Raw genomic sequence first — 16005 nt, forward strand, 5'->3', positions numbered from 1 at the left:
CTTATTTACTGACATAAAACCATGGCATTTTAAAAAGTCCGGGTTTTAGATTTATGTATACAGTATCCCCAACTTTGACCTGGTAATAAAGCGATTTGGATACTTCGGTTTCTTCGCTTTCTTTCGGCCCCCATTTGCTTAGTGTTAATTCATATGAAGTATGTTTCCCCGTCAATACCCTTTGGTTAAGCACCCGTGCTGTGTACACTTTTGGTTCGGCGTAATCAAAATTACAATTGATCAGGATAGGTGCTGTAAAACCATATAACAGAACAAACATCACAGCGCTGAACCAGGTAGTTCTGTTGTTACGTGCTTTTTCCTTCGCGCTCATTATTATCCCAATAAAAGCTGCGCCTAAAACAACCATAATTACGGCTGCAGGCAAAAGTGCATCTGTTAAATGCATTAATTTAAAATCAACAAAAGTTCTTACCAGAAGCGCAAACGGCGGCAGTATAAATGCAGTGTTCAGTGATGGATATACAGCCTGTTTCTTCCTATCGGCACTGTTAAGCGTAACCACATCTCTCTTTGAATAAAACACAAACATCACTACTAAAGGCCATACAATGCCTGTTAAAACAGCAAAATCATAAGGCCGGGGATACATAAACACCCAAAAGCACACAGCTGCTCCGGCATAATTAAAGTACGAGCAAAATCGCTTTAACCGTTTTAACTCGGCCAACCGCTCTTCTCCGGTGTAGCCGTAACTATCGTCGTTTTGGATCTCCTCAATTCCTATCCGTTCCTGTTCGGCATCAAGATCCTTACAATTTGCCAATATCCATTCCAATATCCCGCGATGGTCAGAAAAGTAGCTGTAATCGCTTAAAACTATTGCTTTATTTGATTTATCGACAGGCCGTATCGTTATCCTTTTACCCTGGGCGGTATCGTAACCTTTAATATCATTCGTCAACAGTTCCCGGCTGCTAAAATATCCTACTCTTTTTATACCGTTATTGGATATAATTATCTTACTTGCTTTTAATTCGAGATAACAATAAATACCCAGCGCTATCAGCGCAATACCGATTGACGGCAGCCACCAACTTTTATCGGCGATAGAAGTATAAGTCAGATAAGCCCCTCCGATAATCATCGTCGCAATAAAGATGTATAAAAATATTTTCCATCCAATACTGAGGGTGTATTCCTTTTCAAACACAGTGCCGCGGAATGGGCTAAAGTCCTGTTTCATCTTAATATGATAAAGTTTAGTATGGTTATTTATAGATAAAAAACCGTCGCAACATACAAATTTTTATTTTTGCCGGATGATAAAAAATCAACCGCAACTTTTTCACCGCCAAAACATCCCCCTTCACCGATTTCTTTAAATACGTCGCCAGTTTTTGTTTGGCTCAACTATAATGTTACCTTAGTTTTGGATATGATTTCAATTTGCAGATAATACAATGAACAACGATATAGAACATCCAAAAGATCCCAACAAGGGTAAGTCTGTTGCCGGGATCATTTTACTTGCTGTAGGCAGCATACTGCTGCTTCAGCAGTTCAACCTCTTCTTTATACCACATAATATTGTTTTGTGGCCATTTTGGCTTGTCTTCTGGGGGCTTTATATTGGCTCAAAGCATCAGTACAAAAAAGCCTCATGGCTTTTGCTGGTAGGCTTAGGTGTATTGCTTCTGCTCAGCAAAAACATCAATAATTCCGACCGTATTCTTTGGCCCTTAGCTGTAATTGGATTTGGTATGTGGCTGATATTAAGGCGCAACAAACATTTTGATCCGCAGCAATGGAAAAACGATTTCAAAGGAGAGAAATGGGCCAACTGGGATAAAAAAGAGCCCTTCCAATTTGAAAAAGCCGAAACTGTTGACTACACCGTAAAAGAAGAAGGCAGCGAGATCCCCCGGTTGATCCTTACGCACAAAAACAACAGCAATACAACACCAAATATTCTGGCGATGATTATATCGATACTGTATCCATTTTTGGTGGGGTTAACAAAACCATTCTTTCCAAACAGTTCCGCGGTGGTGATATCGTAAACATATTTGGCGGGGCCGAGCTTGATTTTACCCAGGCAGATATTAACGGCCGCATTATCATTGACATTACCCAGATCTTCGGCGGCACCAAAATTATTGTGCCATCAAACTGGCAGGTAGTATCTGACCTGGCGGCGGTTTTTGCCAGTGTTGATGATAAACGCATCAGGAGCACCGCAAGTGTAGGCAGCGAAAAGGTGCTGGTACTTAAAGGCGTATCCATATTTGCAGGGGTGGATATCCGCAGTTATTAATTAATCAAGGCAGCTAATTACGAAAAGCATAAAAACATGAACTGGTACGTAGCAAAATTAGTTTTCAGGGTGATAAGCGGGGATGGCGACCATCAGGCGCAATTTGATGAGCAATTAAGATTGATCAGCGCAGATAATGAACTGGTAGCTTATGAAAAAGCTAACCGGATAGGTCACGCCAACCAGGATAGCTTCAAGAATATTGAAAAACAAACCGTTAAATGGCAATTTATTGATGTAGCCGAGCTTAACCAGCTTGGCGAACTTACCGACGGTGCTGAATTGTATTACAACATACACGAAACACCCGATGCCGACCTGTACATTGCATGGGCGCATCATAAGTCGGCCTTATTGGGCATCAGAAATTAAACCTTAAAACCACAGAAAGTAACCCGTTTTGGAAGTTCCATCAATACAATCATCAAAACTATACGCGGCATTTGTAATATGCGGTGTGGCCTGGGCTGCATTGCAAACTTACATCATCCATAGTTTTGGTTTTTTATGGTTCACCGCCGCTACCGATGGCCTGTTAAGCGCCATATTGCTTTCATGTGCATGCTGGCTTATCAATAACAACTTACGTTACTACCAACCGGGCAAGGGCAGCTATATTAATCTCTTTATATGGTGTGTTGCGCTTGCAGGGATCTGTACGGCCGGCTGCCGTTACCTTTTGCCGTTAATTAACAGCGATACGATTTACACCGGTTTCCTGGCCCAATCGTTAACCATCCGCTTTTTTACCGACTTTTTAGCTATAGGGTGGATGGCGATGATCAGTTTGTTATGGTTTTCGCAATTGGATCAGAAAGAAACCCTGAAACGCAAAACCGAAGCTGAGCAGTTGGCCCGCGAGGCCGAATTATATAATTTGAGGCAGCAACTACAGCCCCACTTCCTGTTTAACAGCTTAAATTCCATCAACGCGCTTATTGGCTTTAAACCAGATGAGGCCCGCAGGATGATCCACCAGTTATCCGACTTTTTGCGCGGAACACTTAAAAAGGACGATCAGCTGCAGGTTAGCCTTACCGAGGAATTGGCGCATCTTAACCTCTACCTCGACATAGAAAAAGTACGCTTTGGCCACCGCCTACAAACCGAAATAAGCTGTGACCCCAAATGCGGAAGTGCCATATTACCATCCATGCTGTTACAGCCTTTGGTTGAAAATGCCATTAAATTTGGCCTGTACGACACCATAGGCGAAGTTACAGTGAGCATTCGCGGTGAAATTGAGGATGGCTACCTGAACTTAATGGTACAGAACCCTTACGATCCGCAAACATCTAAACCAAAAAAAGGTACAGGTTTTGGTTTGCGGGGAGTGCAACGGCGATTATATTTGCTGTATGCCCGCAATGATTTAATGGAAACCCATGCGAGCGATGATCTGTACACAACCATTATAAAAATACCGCAACTATGAAGCGAGCTTTAATTATTGATGATGAACCTTTAGCCCGCATGGTTGTAAGGGAATACCTGCTTGATTTTAAAGACATTGAACTGATACAGGAATGCAACGACGGCTTTGAAGGCCTTAAAGCCATTCAACAGCACCAGCCCGACCTGGTCTTTTTAGATATCCAGATGCCCAAAATTACCGGCTTCGAAATGTTGGAACTGGTTGAACAGCCTCCTGCCGTAATATTTGCTACCGCATTTGACGAATACGCCATCAAAGCTTTTGAAGCACACGCGGTTGACTATTTATTAAAACCATTCAGTAAAGAACGCTTTAATAAAGCGGTTGAAAAATTCCTGGCTTCAGCCACGCCAAAACCGGCTGTTAAACAAACGGAAGAGTTGCTGGAAACCGCCGCTACCCAGTCGCCTGCGCAGCATGAGCGTATTGTGGTAAAAACTGGCACTAAGGTAAAGATCATCCCCGTTGCCGATGTTGAGTATTTGCAGGCTGATGATGATTATGTAAGTGTGATCACCAAAGAAGGCTCGTACCTCAAAAACAAAACCATGAGCTTTTTTGAGCAAACCCTTGATCCTAATCATTTTGTTCGTGTTCATCGCTCCTACATCGTAGCCATACAACAAATCACCCGTATCGATCCATACGAAAAAGACGCGCACCTGGCCATCCTGAAATCGGGTGCCAAAATCCCGGTAAGTAAAACAGGGTATGTGAAGTTGAAGCAGGTGTTGGGGATATAGCACCAACTGCTTACAACAAAAAATGTCATTGCGAGGAGGGACGACGAGAGCAATCGCATGCTATACAGAGCGGCTATGCATCCGTGCGATTGCCGCGCTGCGCTCGCAATGACATGGAGACTATAACCTGCATTTTTAGCCAACAAAAAATCTCCCCTCCCACATAATTTCCTTCCAATAACTCCGTTAACTATAATTATAGTTAAAAACCTAACCAATGCCTAAACCAATTACGTTGTTGTTGCTGATTCTATTATTAGCACTTCACAAAACCGAAATCCCCGACAGCAAACGGGCCACCGATGTACGTCTTAAAATATGGCCTAAACTTCAGAAAGAACTTAAAGATAAAGGCTTTGCCCCTATGGCCCAGTGTACCTCCGTATCATTAAAGACATCAGCGTACTTGAAGTATGGGTAAAATCGGCTAATAAATACCAGCTCTTTAAAACTTATGACGTATGCACATATTCAGGCGGATTAGGTACCAAAACCCGCAGCGGCGATGGTAAAAGCCCGGAAGGCTTATATACCATAGAACCCAAACAACTTAACCCGGTAAGCAACTATTACCTGGCTATTAATGTAGGCTATCCTAATGCCATTGATAAAGCTAAAGGTTATACCGGCAGCGCCATCATGGTACATGGGCATTGTGCTTCTATAGGTTGCTATGCCATGACTGATGCGCGCATTGAAGAAATTTATACCCTGGTTTACGAGGCGTTTGTAGCCGGCCAAAAGCAAGTTCGTGTTGATATTTTCCCTTTCCGGATGGATGACGCAAACTTAAAGCGCTATGCGGCTTACAAACAGGATGCCTTTTGGCGCAACCTCAAACCGGCTTACGAATTATTTGAAAAACGACAGCTACCAGTTGATTATCATCTTAAAGGGAAGGAATACGCGTATTGACCGTTGATTTTTTTAATTACGCGGTTGGGGCTCAAATATTTAGCTTGTGATCGGTGTTATCAGCTCAATGTCAATCCAAATAAGTATTTGCACTCCCTGGGAGAGGAGGCTTCGGCCACCAGGCATAATATGGAGGCTTTATTTACAAAGTTTACATTTTTATTTACAATCCTGGTTCTTCTGACGGAGAGGTATCAAAGTAATTTCGCTGGATCAACTTTGATATGATATGAAAAAGAAAAGAAACGTTTTCTCCTGCCTGATTATTCTGCTGGCAGGAGTAATTTATTTCCCTGTACAGGCCCAGCAAAAACATGCCGAGAACGTAGTTCCTTTCGCCGGGCCTAACCGAATTACCCGTAATATCATACAAGATAAAAAAGGCAACATTTGGATTGCTGCTTTTGATGGCATTTTTCGGTACGATGGGAAATCTTTTACCAATATCACAAGTAAAGTGACTTCGGCCCGCTTTTTTTCTGTTTTAGAAGATAAGAAAGGCAACCTGTGGTTTGGCTCTATCGGTTCAGGTGCTTACCGTTACGATGGTAAATCCTTTCGCAATTTTACAATAAAGGATGGCCTTCTCAATAATGATGTTGTAAGTATTTATGAAGATAAAAAAGGCAGCATCTGGTTCGGCGTTCGGGGTGGAACAAGCCGGTATGACGGAACATCATTTCGGAATTATATCATAAACGGAAATGGGATGAATGAAGACCCAACAGGGAAAACATTTCCGGATAGGGCACCTTATGAAGTTAATTCAATTATTGAAGACAGAACGGGCAAGCTTTGGTTTGCAACAAGAGGCAACACCTTTGTGTACGACGGAAAAATATTTAACGTTTTCAGCCGTAATGGTAAACCTTTTACCAACGTTCGTTCTGTAATGGAAGATAAAAAGGGCAATATCTGGCTCGCCGGCAGTGATGGACTGTGGCGCTATGATGGTAGTTCATTTACCAATTTCACCCGGAAATTTGCGGGTTACGTTTACGAAGATAAAAAAGGAAACATTTGGACAAGTTCAGAAAATGCTGATAACCCTAACAGGGTACTTTCTGGTTTTAGCGCTAATACAGCGGCCTGGGCGCTTTCTCGTTACGATGAAAAATCCTTGTCTGATAAAAAGCCATCAGTAACCGAAATAACTAATAAGCCAATGGTTTTTGGGATTTTAGAAGATGATAAAGGAAATATTTGGTTTGGTGCTGTAGGTGGAGTGTACCGGTATGATGGAAATACTATAACAGACTTTAAAGGGATGTAGCTGATGATCCGTACTACACTGGCAGAAGAATACATATTCAGCTATCATTCCATCAGCAACGCCATCAAAGCTTCTTCAACCCGCTCTTCTTCAAGCAATTGCTTAGCTTTCAAATGTAATTGCAACTCACGGGTCTGACTATCGCCGATGGTGGCATCAAGTACTTCTTTTATCTCCGGGGTAAGCGCAAAGGCTTCAATAGCTTCATCGCCGGGTATAGCTTCGAGGTTACCCAATTGCCCGAGGTTGTTACCTGTAAGGATCCTTGAGTTACGGATAGCATAAGGCAGTGCATCAACACCTATGCCCATTTTGGTATTGGGTTTGGCTACTTTAAACAGGTTATCTTTAGTAACCCGGCAATACCAGTCGCCGCCAAGCCGGGCAACCAGGTCCATTTTGGCCTGGTTTATTTTGCCCTCTGCATCTAAAACGGCATCATTAATATGGACCAGCTTAATTTCGGCAAGCACAAGATTACCTGCACCATGACTTTGCCCCAATTCAATCACTTCGTTAACCACACATTCCAGTTGTACGTATGACTCGGCCACACGCGGGGGTTTTACCAGTTGCGAAGGTAACTGCGTTAAACCCGATTTAATAAACTCATTAACGCCCTGAGGATATTCTACGCTTGAGAGCGAAGTTTGCTGTACCATATCATAGTTAACAATATTGATCACGCATTCGGGCACTTCCCTGATATTTTCGAGCGTGTGTTTGGTGGTATTGTCCCTTACCCTGCGCGATGGCGAAAAAATACAAATGGGCGGATTAACGCTGAAAATATTAAAATAGCTGAATGGGCTCAGGTTTACATTCCCGGCTTTATCAACCGTTGAGGCCAGGCAAATCGGTCGTGGTGCTACCGCAAAGTTCAGGTAGCTTTGCAGTTGAACAGGAGAAAGATCGGATATATGGATGGTTGGCATGGGTAAATATTATAAAACATGCCATTGCGAGCGTAGGGTGGCAATAGCGCGTAAGCAAAGCCACACTGTATAACATGCGGGTGCCACGCTACGCTTATAATGACTTGGTTGTAAGTTGTTGGTTATTAAATATTTTTTTGATCGATATTATAAACATGAGCGTTGCCTGCGGCCCGTGCTATACGCTCATACTGCACAGGCATTAGCCACAAGGCCGGTATCCGCTCCTATCACTAACGCGCCCCGCACACCATCTCTAAAACGTATTTTATACGTCATTACCATTTTTTCCGGAGTTTCCCTAATGATTTCTCGCAATAACACAATTATTTGCAATAGTGTGGTATATTCTTTTTACTTCTTTAACTTCAAGATCGAAAAATTACTATCCGCTTTTTCTATAATATTCCCCAGCATCCCTAAACCGGTAACTTCCATTTCAACCAGATCACCCGGCTGCAGCCATTGTGGTTCATAATCGGCATTATTAAGTACGCCGGTGCCATTCAGTTCAAGAAAACAGCCTGTGCCAACCGTGCCCGAACCTATTACATCGCCCGGTAAAACATCGCAACCATAGGCAGCTCGCTCAATGATCTCGGCAAAGGTCCAGTCCATATCGGCCATATTACCTGCCGATACCTGTTTGCCATTCACCACGCATTTCATCTCCAGGTTATAGGCATTCCCTGTATGACCAGGTTTTGCAGGTACTTTATATTGCTCCAGTTCGTCGGGCGTTACCAGCCAGGGACCAATCACCGTCGAAAAATCCTTACCCTTTGCCGGGCCAAGGTTCAGCAGCATTTCTTCCATTTGCAGGGTGCGGGCGCTCATATCGTTCATGATCATGTAACCGGCAATAAAGCTATCGGCTTCGGCGGCGGTAATGTTACGTCCTTTTTTATTGAGAACAACGGCAACTTCCAGCTCAAAATCAAGCTTTTGAAAATGATCGGGCATACATTCAATTTCGCCGGGCCCTTGTACAGCGTTATGGTTAGTGAAATAAAATATAGGATACTGATCAAACTCGGGTATCATATCCAGCTTACGGTTACGCCTTGCCGAAGCCACATGCTGACGGAACGCATAACCATCGCGGCATGATGTTGGGTGCGGCACCGGGGCCATTAGCTCAAAAAACAGTTCCTCTTTAGCCTCTATCTTTCCCGACCGGATTTCTTCATTAACCCGCGCGGCATGTTCCATCAGTTCTGGCCCTCCCCATAAAAATTCGTTCATGTTATCAGGGATCAGCTTATCGCATGAGTTTAAATTGTAGATGTGGCCATTAACAAAAACGCCAAGATGTTCGCGGTCTTCGGTTTTATAGGATACTAATTTCATAGAGTAGCTTAATTGGTATAATCAAAGCTAATGATTTTGATTGAGGGAATTATAGTGAATGGTTGATTAAGTTGAGTGGTCTCTCTCGCGGGCGTATATAAAGATATACTGCCACCGCTCGGCTCCAGCCGAGTGGTAATTATTCCCAGGCCTCTGGCCTGTATACATCATGCCGGCGGCCAGAGGCCGTTTTATAGTCGCCACTCGGCTGGAGCCGAGCGGCGGCGTAAGAATTAAAAAATAACTAACCACTCACCTAATCAACCACTCACTATTCAACCCTAAATTTGCATCCTAAAAATAATCCCCCTAACTTAGTATCATGTTACGCGTACAAATGCATTTCCTGTTTTCATTGGGGTTAACCTCCATGAGCGATGCGTCATCGTTCAGAGATGCTATGCTTGCCAAGATCGTGCTGGCGCAATACTAATTTCCCCTCCTCTTTCCTCTATCTTTTTTAACCATTATTTATTAAATGGTCAGGCTAGGCGTTACGGACTTTTTAGCCCGAACACAAATCAGCATTTTATACGTTTTATTGTTAACCAATTAAACCAATTCATGCCTCTATATCATAGTTTAGGATCAATTCCGCCTAAGCGGCATACGCAATTCCGTAAGCCCGATGGTAGTTTATATGCCGAAGAGCTGGTGTCAACAGAAGGTTTTTCAAGCCTTTATTCGCTGGTATACCACGCCTACCCACCCACCATTGTAAAAACCCTTGGCGAGCCCTACAGCGTGGAGCCCAAAATAGCACGCGAAAAACACCTGAAGCATACCAGTCTGATAGGTTTCAATATCCAGCCCGAGGATGACTACCTGCAAAGCCGCAAGCCGGTACTGGTAAACAGCGATCTGCATATTTCGCTGGCAGCGCCGCGCCAAAGCATGACCGATTATTTTTATAAGAACAGCCAGGCCGATGAAGTAGTTTTTATTCACGAAGGCACAGGTACTTTAAAAACAGGCTTTGGTAATATCAAGTTTCAATACGGCGATTACCTGGTGATCCCCCGCGGCACCATTTACCAGATGGAGTTTGACGGCATGGGCAACCGGCTTTTCATTGTGGAAAGCTTTAGCCCTATCCGGCCGCCAAAACGCTACCGAAACCAATATGGTCAATTGATGGAACATTCTCCTTATTGCGAGCGCGATATCAAACTACCGGCCGATCTGAAAACTTATGATGAGCATGGCGATTTCAAGATCCTGATCAAAAAGCAAGGTCTTATTTATCCCTATATATATGGCACTCATCCTTTTGATTTTGTGGGCTGGGATGGATTCCATTATCCCTGGGCGCTATCTATCCATGATTTTGAACCCATAACCGGGCGCTTACACCAGCCGCCTCCGGTACACCAAACCTTTGAGGGTAATAACTTTGTAATCTGCTCCTTTGTGCCCCGCAAGTTTGATTACCATCCGTTATCTATCCCTGCACCTTATAACCACAGTAATGTGGACAGCGACGAGGTGTTATATTATGTAGATGGCGATTTCATGAGCCGCAAAAGCGTGGTAAAAGGGCAGATCACCCTGCACCCCGGTGGCATCCCACATGGCCCGCACCCCGGCTCGGTTGAAAAATCAATAGGCAAAGAATCAACAGATGAGCTGGCGGTGATGATCGATCCGTTCAGGCCGCTGATGCTCACGGAAGACGCGATTAAGATTGAGGACGAAAATTATTATAAGAGCTGGCAAATGTGAGGTTAAAGGCGAAAGGTAAAAGCTGAAAGGCAATTAGCCGTAATGCCAAAATCACTAATCATTAACTCACTAAATCACTAATTAAAATGCACACACAAACTTTAGATAAAAAAGTCTCCCCTACCGGGGGAGATTTAGAGGGGCTGACTTCCTACCCCTTAACGGTACCGATTATGTGGAATTTTATGTTGGCAATGCCAAGCAGGCGGCCCATTATTATAAAACGGCCTTCGGTTTTCAAAACCTGGCTTATGCCGGCCCCGAAACCGGGGTGCGCGACAGGGCATCGTACGTTTTGCAGCAAGGCAAAATCAGGATAGTGCTCACCACTCCTCTTCACTCTGATCACCCTATTGCCGATCATGTTAAAAAACATGGCGATGGTGTGAAAGTATTGGCCCTTTGGGTTGACGACGCCTACGATGCCTTTGAGCAAACCACCAAACGAGGTGCCCAGCCTTACCAGCAACCGCAAACCCTGACTGATGAAAACGGCGAAGTACGAACCAGCGGCATTAAATTATACGGCGAAACGGTGCACATGTTCATTGAACGTAAAAACTACAAAGGCTTGTTTTTACCGGGATATCAAAAGCTGGAAAATAATTACAATCCGACAGATACCGGCCTGCTATATGTTGACCATTGCGTGGGCAACGTGGGCTGGCATAAAATGAACGAATGGGTTAATTTTTATGAGGAAGTATTAGGTTTCCGTAATATCCTCACCTTTGATGATAAAATGATCTCGACCGAGTATTCGGCTTTAATGAGCAAGGTGATGAGCAACGGGAACGGCTATGTAAAATTCCCGATCAATGAACCTGCCGAGGGTAAAAAGAAATCGCAGATTGAAGAATACCTTGAATTTTATGAGGATGAAGGTGTACAGCACCTGGCCCTTGCAACGCATGATATTGTAGCCACCGTTACCGAGCTGCAGAATCGTGGCGTTGAGTTCTTAACTGTTCCTTCAACCTATTATGATGACCTGATCGACCGCGTTGGCCATATTGATGAAGACCTTGAGCCATTAAAACGCTTAGGTATTTTGGTCGATCGTGATGACGAAGGATACCTGTTGCAGATCTTCACCAAGCCTGTTGAAGACAGGCCAACCCTGTTCTTTGAAATTATTCAGCGCAAGGGTGCCAAATCATTCGGTGCCGGTAATTTTAAAGCCCTATTTGAGGCCATTGAACGAGAACAGGAAGTAAGGGGAAATCTTTGATTGATATCGGATTTCGGAATTTAGATTTCGGATTTTTAATATTGAAATTATGATTTGGAGCCGGGCGGTTGCCCGGCTTTTTATTTGCCAGCATTATTTATATTTGATATAATCAATAATTACTTTTATGAAGAAAGCTTTACTCATCATTGCCGCTGTTGCATTAAGCTTTAACTGCTTAGCTCAGGATACTGCTGCTTCAAAACCTGTTTACGATGCTGTCCTGGCTAAAAAGCTTGGGGCTGATGATTACGGCATGAAAAAGTATGTGATAGCCTTTTTAAAAGAAGGGCCAACGCAACTCAAAGATTCGGCGGCTAATATGCAGCTGCAAATGGCGCACCTTAAAAATATTGGCCGGCTTGCTGCCGAGGGTAAGTTAGTTGTGGCCGGTCCGTTTCTGGATAACCAACCCTTACGTGGGATCTTTATTTTTAATGTAGAAACCGTAGAAGAAGCCCAAAAACTCACCGAAACCGATCCAGCCATCAAAGCAGGGGCCTTAGTGATGGAGCTTCATCCTTTTTATTGCAGCGCGGCGCTGATGCAGGTAGTGCCGATTCACAATACCCTCCAAAAGAAAAGCATGACCAATTAAATGGATGACGTACTATTTGTACTTGAACAGCTTAAAGAAAAAGCTGATGCTGCGTACTTAAAAGGCATGGCCCGTTTTGGTATTGATAATTCGAGGGCTTTAGGGGTAAAATTGCCGGAGATCCGCAAACTGGCTAAGATCATTAAAAAAGATCATGAGCTGGCTTTAGCACTTTGGGATACGCAAATACATGAAGCCCGGATGCTGGCCTCCATGATAGCCGATCCTAAACAGGTTACCCCCGAACTAATGGACAGCTGGACCGGCGACTTTTATTCATGGGATATTTGCGACCAGGTTTGCGGTAATCTTTTTGACCGCACCCCATTTGCCATTGATAAAGCTGTTGAGTATAGCAGTCATGAGCAGGAATTTGTAAAACGTGCCGGTTTTGTTTTAATGGCCGAATATGCAGTTCATAATAAAACGGCGCCCGACGAAATATTTACAAACCTGTTTCCTATTATGGAGCGGGAAGCCTGGGATGACCGGAACTTTGTTAAAAAAGCTATTAACTGGGCTTTACGCCAAATAGGCAAACGGAATAATATATTAAAAGTTAAAGCCATTAACACTGCACAAAATATTTATGGCCAGCCCAGCAAATCAGCCAAATGGATTGCAAAAAACGCGCTTGATGAACTAATAAGCAAATAACGATTTAATATTTTTCCACAAAGTTAAACTCCGGCAAATTGCCTGTAAAATAGGACATTATAATAACCAATAATAGTTCACCCATATTTATTAACTTAGTACCCGCTATTTTTTACAATTAAATTACATCAAACAATTTCATGAAGGATACCTTCATTTTTCAACACAAAAAATAGAGTCTGAGCATATTTTTGTAAAATATTACTTCAATTAGTAGTAGATATAGTCAAATATTCTCCAAACCGTAAATACCAGTAAAAGAATACATTATAAAGTATCAAAAATATTATATTTGAACCCGGGCAAATGTGGAATAATGATTGAGAAGAAGACACGACACACAACTAATGGTTATAAATTATAAAAAGTTCAAATCATGGCACACGTTTTAATCATATGCACGTGTCAAAAACAAATTGAATTAGTGAACAGATTGTTGATATGAGTTTTTTTGAAAAGGGTAAACTTTCCGGCGATGATGTACATCTTACCCCTTTGATCAATGATCTGGATACGGGGATCTGGAAATACAATTTCAATACAAGGGAAGTAAAATGGTCAACGGGCTTCTATACACTGTTAGGCTATCAAGTGAATGAAATTGAATGTGATGCTTATACTTTTTTTGAACATCTGCTTTACCACGGCGATAAACCGTTTTTTTCAACGCCATTAACAACAGGATAACGGAAGACACACCGTCACTTCAATTACGTTTTTTAACAAAAAAACGGGTACCAGTGGTTTGAAACCGCTATCAGGAAACTGGACGATGAGCATGGCTGTATGGTTTATGGCTCGCTTATAAACATCAACCGTTACAAACAAGACGACTTATTATCGGCAAATAACCAAATCACCAATGATGATGCCTTTAAAACAGCACGCTTAGGCATCTGGGAAATTGACCCTCAAAACCTCAATACCATTGTGCTGTCAAAACAGGTATATGATTTATTTGATCTTCAAAATCATTTAAAACTGAGTGTTGAAGAGTTTATTAGTTTTTTTGAGCCTCCGTACCGGCCTGTTTTACAAAATGCTATTAACCATACCGTTGAAGATAGCAGGCCTTTTGATATTGAATTGCTTTTACGTTCGGCCAAAAACAATATGTTATGGTTAAAAGTAAAGGCTGTACCAGTGATTGATCACCTGGGCAAATGCACATCTGTTAAAGGGGTTATTCAGGATATCGACAGCGAAAAAAGAAAGTTGCTGAAACTTGAACAGTCGATAAATTTACTGACCGACCAAAACCGCCGCCTGCAAAACTTCGCGTACATTGTTTCACATAATCTTCGTTCGCATACGGGCAACCTTCAATTTATGGTAAACCTGTTTGAACAAACCGAAACAACTGAAGAACGGGAGGAGATCTTTTCGCATATTAAAACCATCAGCGACAGCCTGGATCTGACCATCGAACACATCAACGAAATAGTTAAGATTCAAACTGAAATTACCAAAGAGCGGAAGGTGGTTGAGTTGGAGCCGATGTTCAAAAACATTTGCTCGGCACTAAAAAATAATATTGAGACCATAAACGCCCACGTAGAGAGTGACTTTACGCAATGCCGCGAGATCAGTTATATACCGGCTTACATGGAAAGTATTTTACAAAACCTGCTTACCAACTCTTTAAAATACAGTCACCCCGACAGGCAGCCCGTTATAAAATGCTATACCTTTACAGAAGGGAAACATATTTATCTCATTTTTGAAGATAACGGCATTGGTATCGATCTTAACCGTTATGGCGATAAGATTTTTGGCATGTATAAAACATTTCATCAAAATACGGATGCCAAAGGCATTGGCTTATTTATAACCCGTAACCAGATTGAAGCATTAGGCGGAAGCATTAAAGTTGACAGTACAGTAAACGTTGGCACAAAATTTACTATCAGATTGGTATAATTAAAATTACCAAGAGATGATTGCAGAGCGAAGTCCGGCTAACACCTGGATTGTGGATGATGACAGTATTTACGTTTACGGCCTAAAAAAATTAATAAGCATAAAGGAGCTGAATACCCAATTAAGCCATTTTGTAAATGGAGAAGAAGCCATTTACGCATTGAAAAAAGCAAACGAAGATTATAACTTACCCGATGTAATATTACTGGATATTAATATGCCGGTTATGGATGGTTGGGAGTTTATGCATGAATTTGCGAAAATAAAGCCCCAAACGGGGAAAAAGATCGCTATTTATATCGTGAGCTCGTCAGTTGATCTTAACGATATCTACCGGGCTAAAAATATTTCTGAGGTTTCTGACTATCTGTTCAAACCTGTAAGAATAAATCAGTTAAAAGAGGTTTTTGACAACGTTTAACTGCAAGTGAACGAGCAAGTAAATAAATACGGAACCTAAAAGGCTCCGTATTTATTATTGCTTCATTAATACCGAAGTAGAAATAAAGTATTGGGAGGTATCTTTAAATGTAAGCTGAACTTTTCCGCCTACATTGCTCACCACGCCGTATGAAACAGATTTATTAGACAAAGTAAACTTTATCCGGTTACCGCTTTGCACCCAGGAACCTGAAGCAGATGCCCCCTTTTGCCCAATAATAGTGTAACTATTATCAGTCCTTGAAACATAACAATCTTCAGCGCCTACGTAAGCGGCTGTCCATGTGCCGTCACCTTTCAGGTTAGTTTGGTTATCACTTATGCATGGAGATACAACGTTTGTATAGGTATCTGAGTGACCGGTGGTGATGTTTATATTCGTTTCTGATATCAGCGAATACTTACCTGCATAAGCATTTACAGGTTCACCCTTTTCTTTTTTGCAGGCATTACCCGCAAGTAATGCTACTGTGGCCAGACTTAAAAAATATATTTGTTTTTTCATAA

Annotated in this window: 18 protein-coding genes and 2 pseudogenes; 15 read left to right on the plus strand and 5 right to left on the minus strand. The window is 42.3% G+C overall.

The genetic code is table 11. The features are described from left to right. Position 1 precedes the first annotated feature (1 nt). Together ACQ86K_RS24925 and ACQ86K_RS24930 are read right to left on the minus strand one after the other, a co-directional pair. Complete coding sequence (locus ACQ86K_RS24925; RefSeq protein WP_091166730.1) at positions 2 to 1207, minus strand: hypothetical protein; 1206 nt, start codon at positions 1205 to 1207, stop codon at positions 2 to 4. 29 nt (positions 1208 to 1236) lie between these two features. Continuing rightward, positions 1237 to 1374: a hypothetical protein gene (locus ACQ86K_RS24930; protein WP_167516053.1), complete on the minus strand. Its 138-nt coding sequence runs from the start codon at positions 1372 to 1374 to the stop codon at positions 1237 to 1239. 50 nt (positions 1375 to 1424) lie between these two features. Here ACQ86K_RS24930 and ACQ86K_RS24935 point away from each other — a divergent pair, with 50 nt between their 5' ends. The 8 genes and pseudogenes from ACQ86K_RS24935 (at position 1425) to ACQ86K_RS24970 (ending at position 6644) form a co-directional block, all read left to right on the plus strand. Beyond that, positions 1425 to 2024, plus strand: coding sequence for a LiaF transmembrane domain-containing protein (locus ACQ86K_RS24935; RefSeq protein ID WP_431198998.1), 600 nt, complete (start codon positions 1425 to 1427; stop codon positions 2022 to 2024). A gap of 2 nt (positions 2025 to 2026) precedes the next feature. Beyond that, positions 2027 to 2119 (plus strand): annotated as a pseudogene (locus ACQ86K_RS24940) (LiaF transmembrane domain-containing protein); the annotation flags it as partial. Positions 2120 to 2122: 3 nt separating this feature from the next. Further along, the gene (locus ACQ86K_RS24945; RefSeq protein ID WP_431198999.1) at positions 2123 to 2278 is read left to right on the plus strand and encodes a hypothetical protein; all 156 of its coding nucleotides are present in this window, start codon (positions 2123 to 2125) and stop codon (positions 2276 to 2278) included. Between the two features lie 36 nt (positions 2279 to 2314). After that, positions 2315 to 2650, plus strand: a complete 336-nt coding sequence (locus ACQ86K_RS24950) for a DUF4288 domain-containing protein (RefSeq protein ID WP_090528450.1) — start codon at positions 2315 to 2317, stop codon at positions 2648 to 2650. Positions 2651 to 2678: 28 nt separating this feature from the next. Beyond that, positions 2679 to 3713 carry a sensor histidine kinase gene (locus ACQ86K_RS24955; RefSeq protein WP_256337400.1) on the plus strand — a complete coding sequence of 345 codons (1035 nt, stop codon included), beginning with the start codon at positions 2679 to 2681 and terminating at the stop codon, positions 3711 to 3713. Further along, positions 3710 to 4456: a LytR/AlgR family response regulator transcription factor gene (locus tag ACQ86K_RS24960; protein WP_091166727.1), complete on the plus strand. Its 747-nt coding sequence runs from the start codon at positions 3710 to 3712 to the stop codon at positions 4454 to 4456. The genes ACQ86K_RS24955 and ACQ86K_RS24960 overlap by 4 nt, the downstream gene beginning before the upstream one ends. A 372-nt stretch (positions 4457 to 4828) precedes the next feature. Next, complete coding sequence (locus ACQ86K_RS24965) at positions 4829 to 5371, plus strand: L,D-transpeptidase family protein (protein ID WP_091166725.1); 543 nt, start codon at positions 4829 to 4831, stop codon at positions 5369 to 5371. A gap of 229 nt (positions 5372 to 5600) precedes the next feature. Further along, positions 5601 to 6644, plus strand: a complete 1044-nt coding sequence (locus ACQ86K_RS24970; RefSeq protein WP_091166723.1) for a ligand-binding sensor domain-containing protein — start codon at positions 5601 to 5603, stop codon at positions 6642 to 6644. A gap of 44 nt (positions 6645 to 6688) precedes the next feature. On the opposite strand, the gene ACQ86K_RS24975 is transcribed toward ACQ86K_RS24970, so the two are convergent. Together ACQ86K_RS24975 and ACQ86K_RS24980 are read right to left on the minus strand one after the other, a co-directional pair. Continuing rightward, the gene (locus ACQ86K_RS24975) at positions 6689 to 7579 is read right to left on the minus strand and encodes a flavin reductase family protein (RefSeq protein ID WP_091166721.1); all 891 of its coding nucleotides are present in this window, start codon (positions 7577 to 7579) and stop codon (positions 6689 to 6691) included. 354 nt (positions 7580 to 7933) lie between these two features. Further along, positions 7934 to 8929, minus strand: a complete 996-nt coding sequence (locus ACQ86K_RS24980; RefSeq protein ID WP_091166719.1) for a fumarylacetoacetate hydrolase family protein — start codon at positions 8927 to 8929, stop codon at positions 7934 to 7936. A gap of 564 nt (positions 8930 to 9493) precedes the next feature. Here ACQ86K_RS24980 and ACQ86K_RS24985 point away from each other — a divergent pair. From ACQ86K_RS24985 to ACQ86K_RS25015, 7 genes and pseudogenes are all read left to right on the plus strand, one after another. Continuing rightward, the gene (locus ACQ86K_RS24985; protein ID WP_091166718.1) at positions 9494 to 10651 is read left to right on the plus strand and encodes a homogentisate 1,2-dioxygenase; all 1158 of its coding nucleotides are present in this window, start codon (positions 9494 to 9496) and stop codon (positions 10649 to 10651) included. Between the two features lie 169 nt (positions 10652 to 10820). After that, a pseudogene (gene hppD, locus ACQ86K_RS24990) lies at positions 10821 to 11882 on the plus strand (4-hydroxyphenylpyruvate dioxygenase); the annotation flags it as partial. A gap of 127 nt (positions 11883 to 12009) precedes the next feature. Then, a complete protein-coding gene (locus ACQ86K_RS24995) occupies positions 12010 to 12480 on the plus strand; it encodes a YciI family protein (protein WP_091166714.1) in 471 nt (156 codons plus the stop codon). Then, positions 12481 to 13137: a DNA alkylation repair protein gene (locus ACQ86K_RS25000; RefSeq protein WP_091166712.1), complete on the plus strand. Its 657-nt coding sequence runs from the start codon at positions 12481 to 12483 to the stop codon at positions 13135 to 13137. It begins immediately after the preceding gene. A 441-nt stretch (positions 13138 to 13578) separates the two neighbouring features. Beyond that, positions 13579 to 13824: a hypothetical protein gene (locus ACQ86K_RS25005; protein WP_431199000.1), complete on the plus strand. Its 246-nt coding sequence runs from the start codon at positions 13579 to 13581 to the stop codon at positions 13822 to 13824. Between the two features lie 99 nt (positions 13825 to 13923). After that, positions 13924 to 15057, plus strand: coding sequence for a sensor histidine kinase (locus ACQ86K_RS25010; protein ID WP_431199001.1), 1134 nt, complete (start codon positions 13924 to 13926; stop codon positions 15055 to 15057). A gap of 16 nt (positions 15058 to 15073) precedes the next feature. Next, positions 15074 to 15478 carry a response regulator gene (locus ACQ86K_RS25015; RefSeq protein WP_091166708.1) on the plus strand — a complete coding sequence of 135 codons (405 nt, stop codon included), beginning with the start codon at positions 15074 to 15076 and terminating at the stop codon, positions 15476 to 15478. Positions 15479 to 15532: 54 nt separating this feature from the next. On the opposite strand, the gene ACQ86K_RS25020 is transcribed toward ACQ86K_RS25015, so the two are convergent. Continuing rightward, positions 15533 to 16003 (minus strand): hypothetical protein, encoded by a 471-nt coding sequence (locus ACQ86K_RS25020; RefSeq protein WP_091166706.1) that lies wholly within the window; start codon positions 16001 to 16003, stop codon positions 15533 to 15535. Positions 16004 to 16005: the final 2 nt, after the last annotated feature.

The sequence above is a fragment of the Mucilaginibacter sp. P19 genome, assembly GCF_050632265.1.
Classification (GTDB): Bacteria; Bacteroidota; Bacteroidia; order Sphingobacteriales; family Sphingobacteriaceae; genus Mucilaginibacter; species Mucilaginibacter gossypii.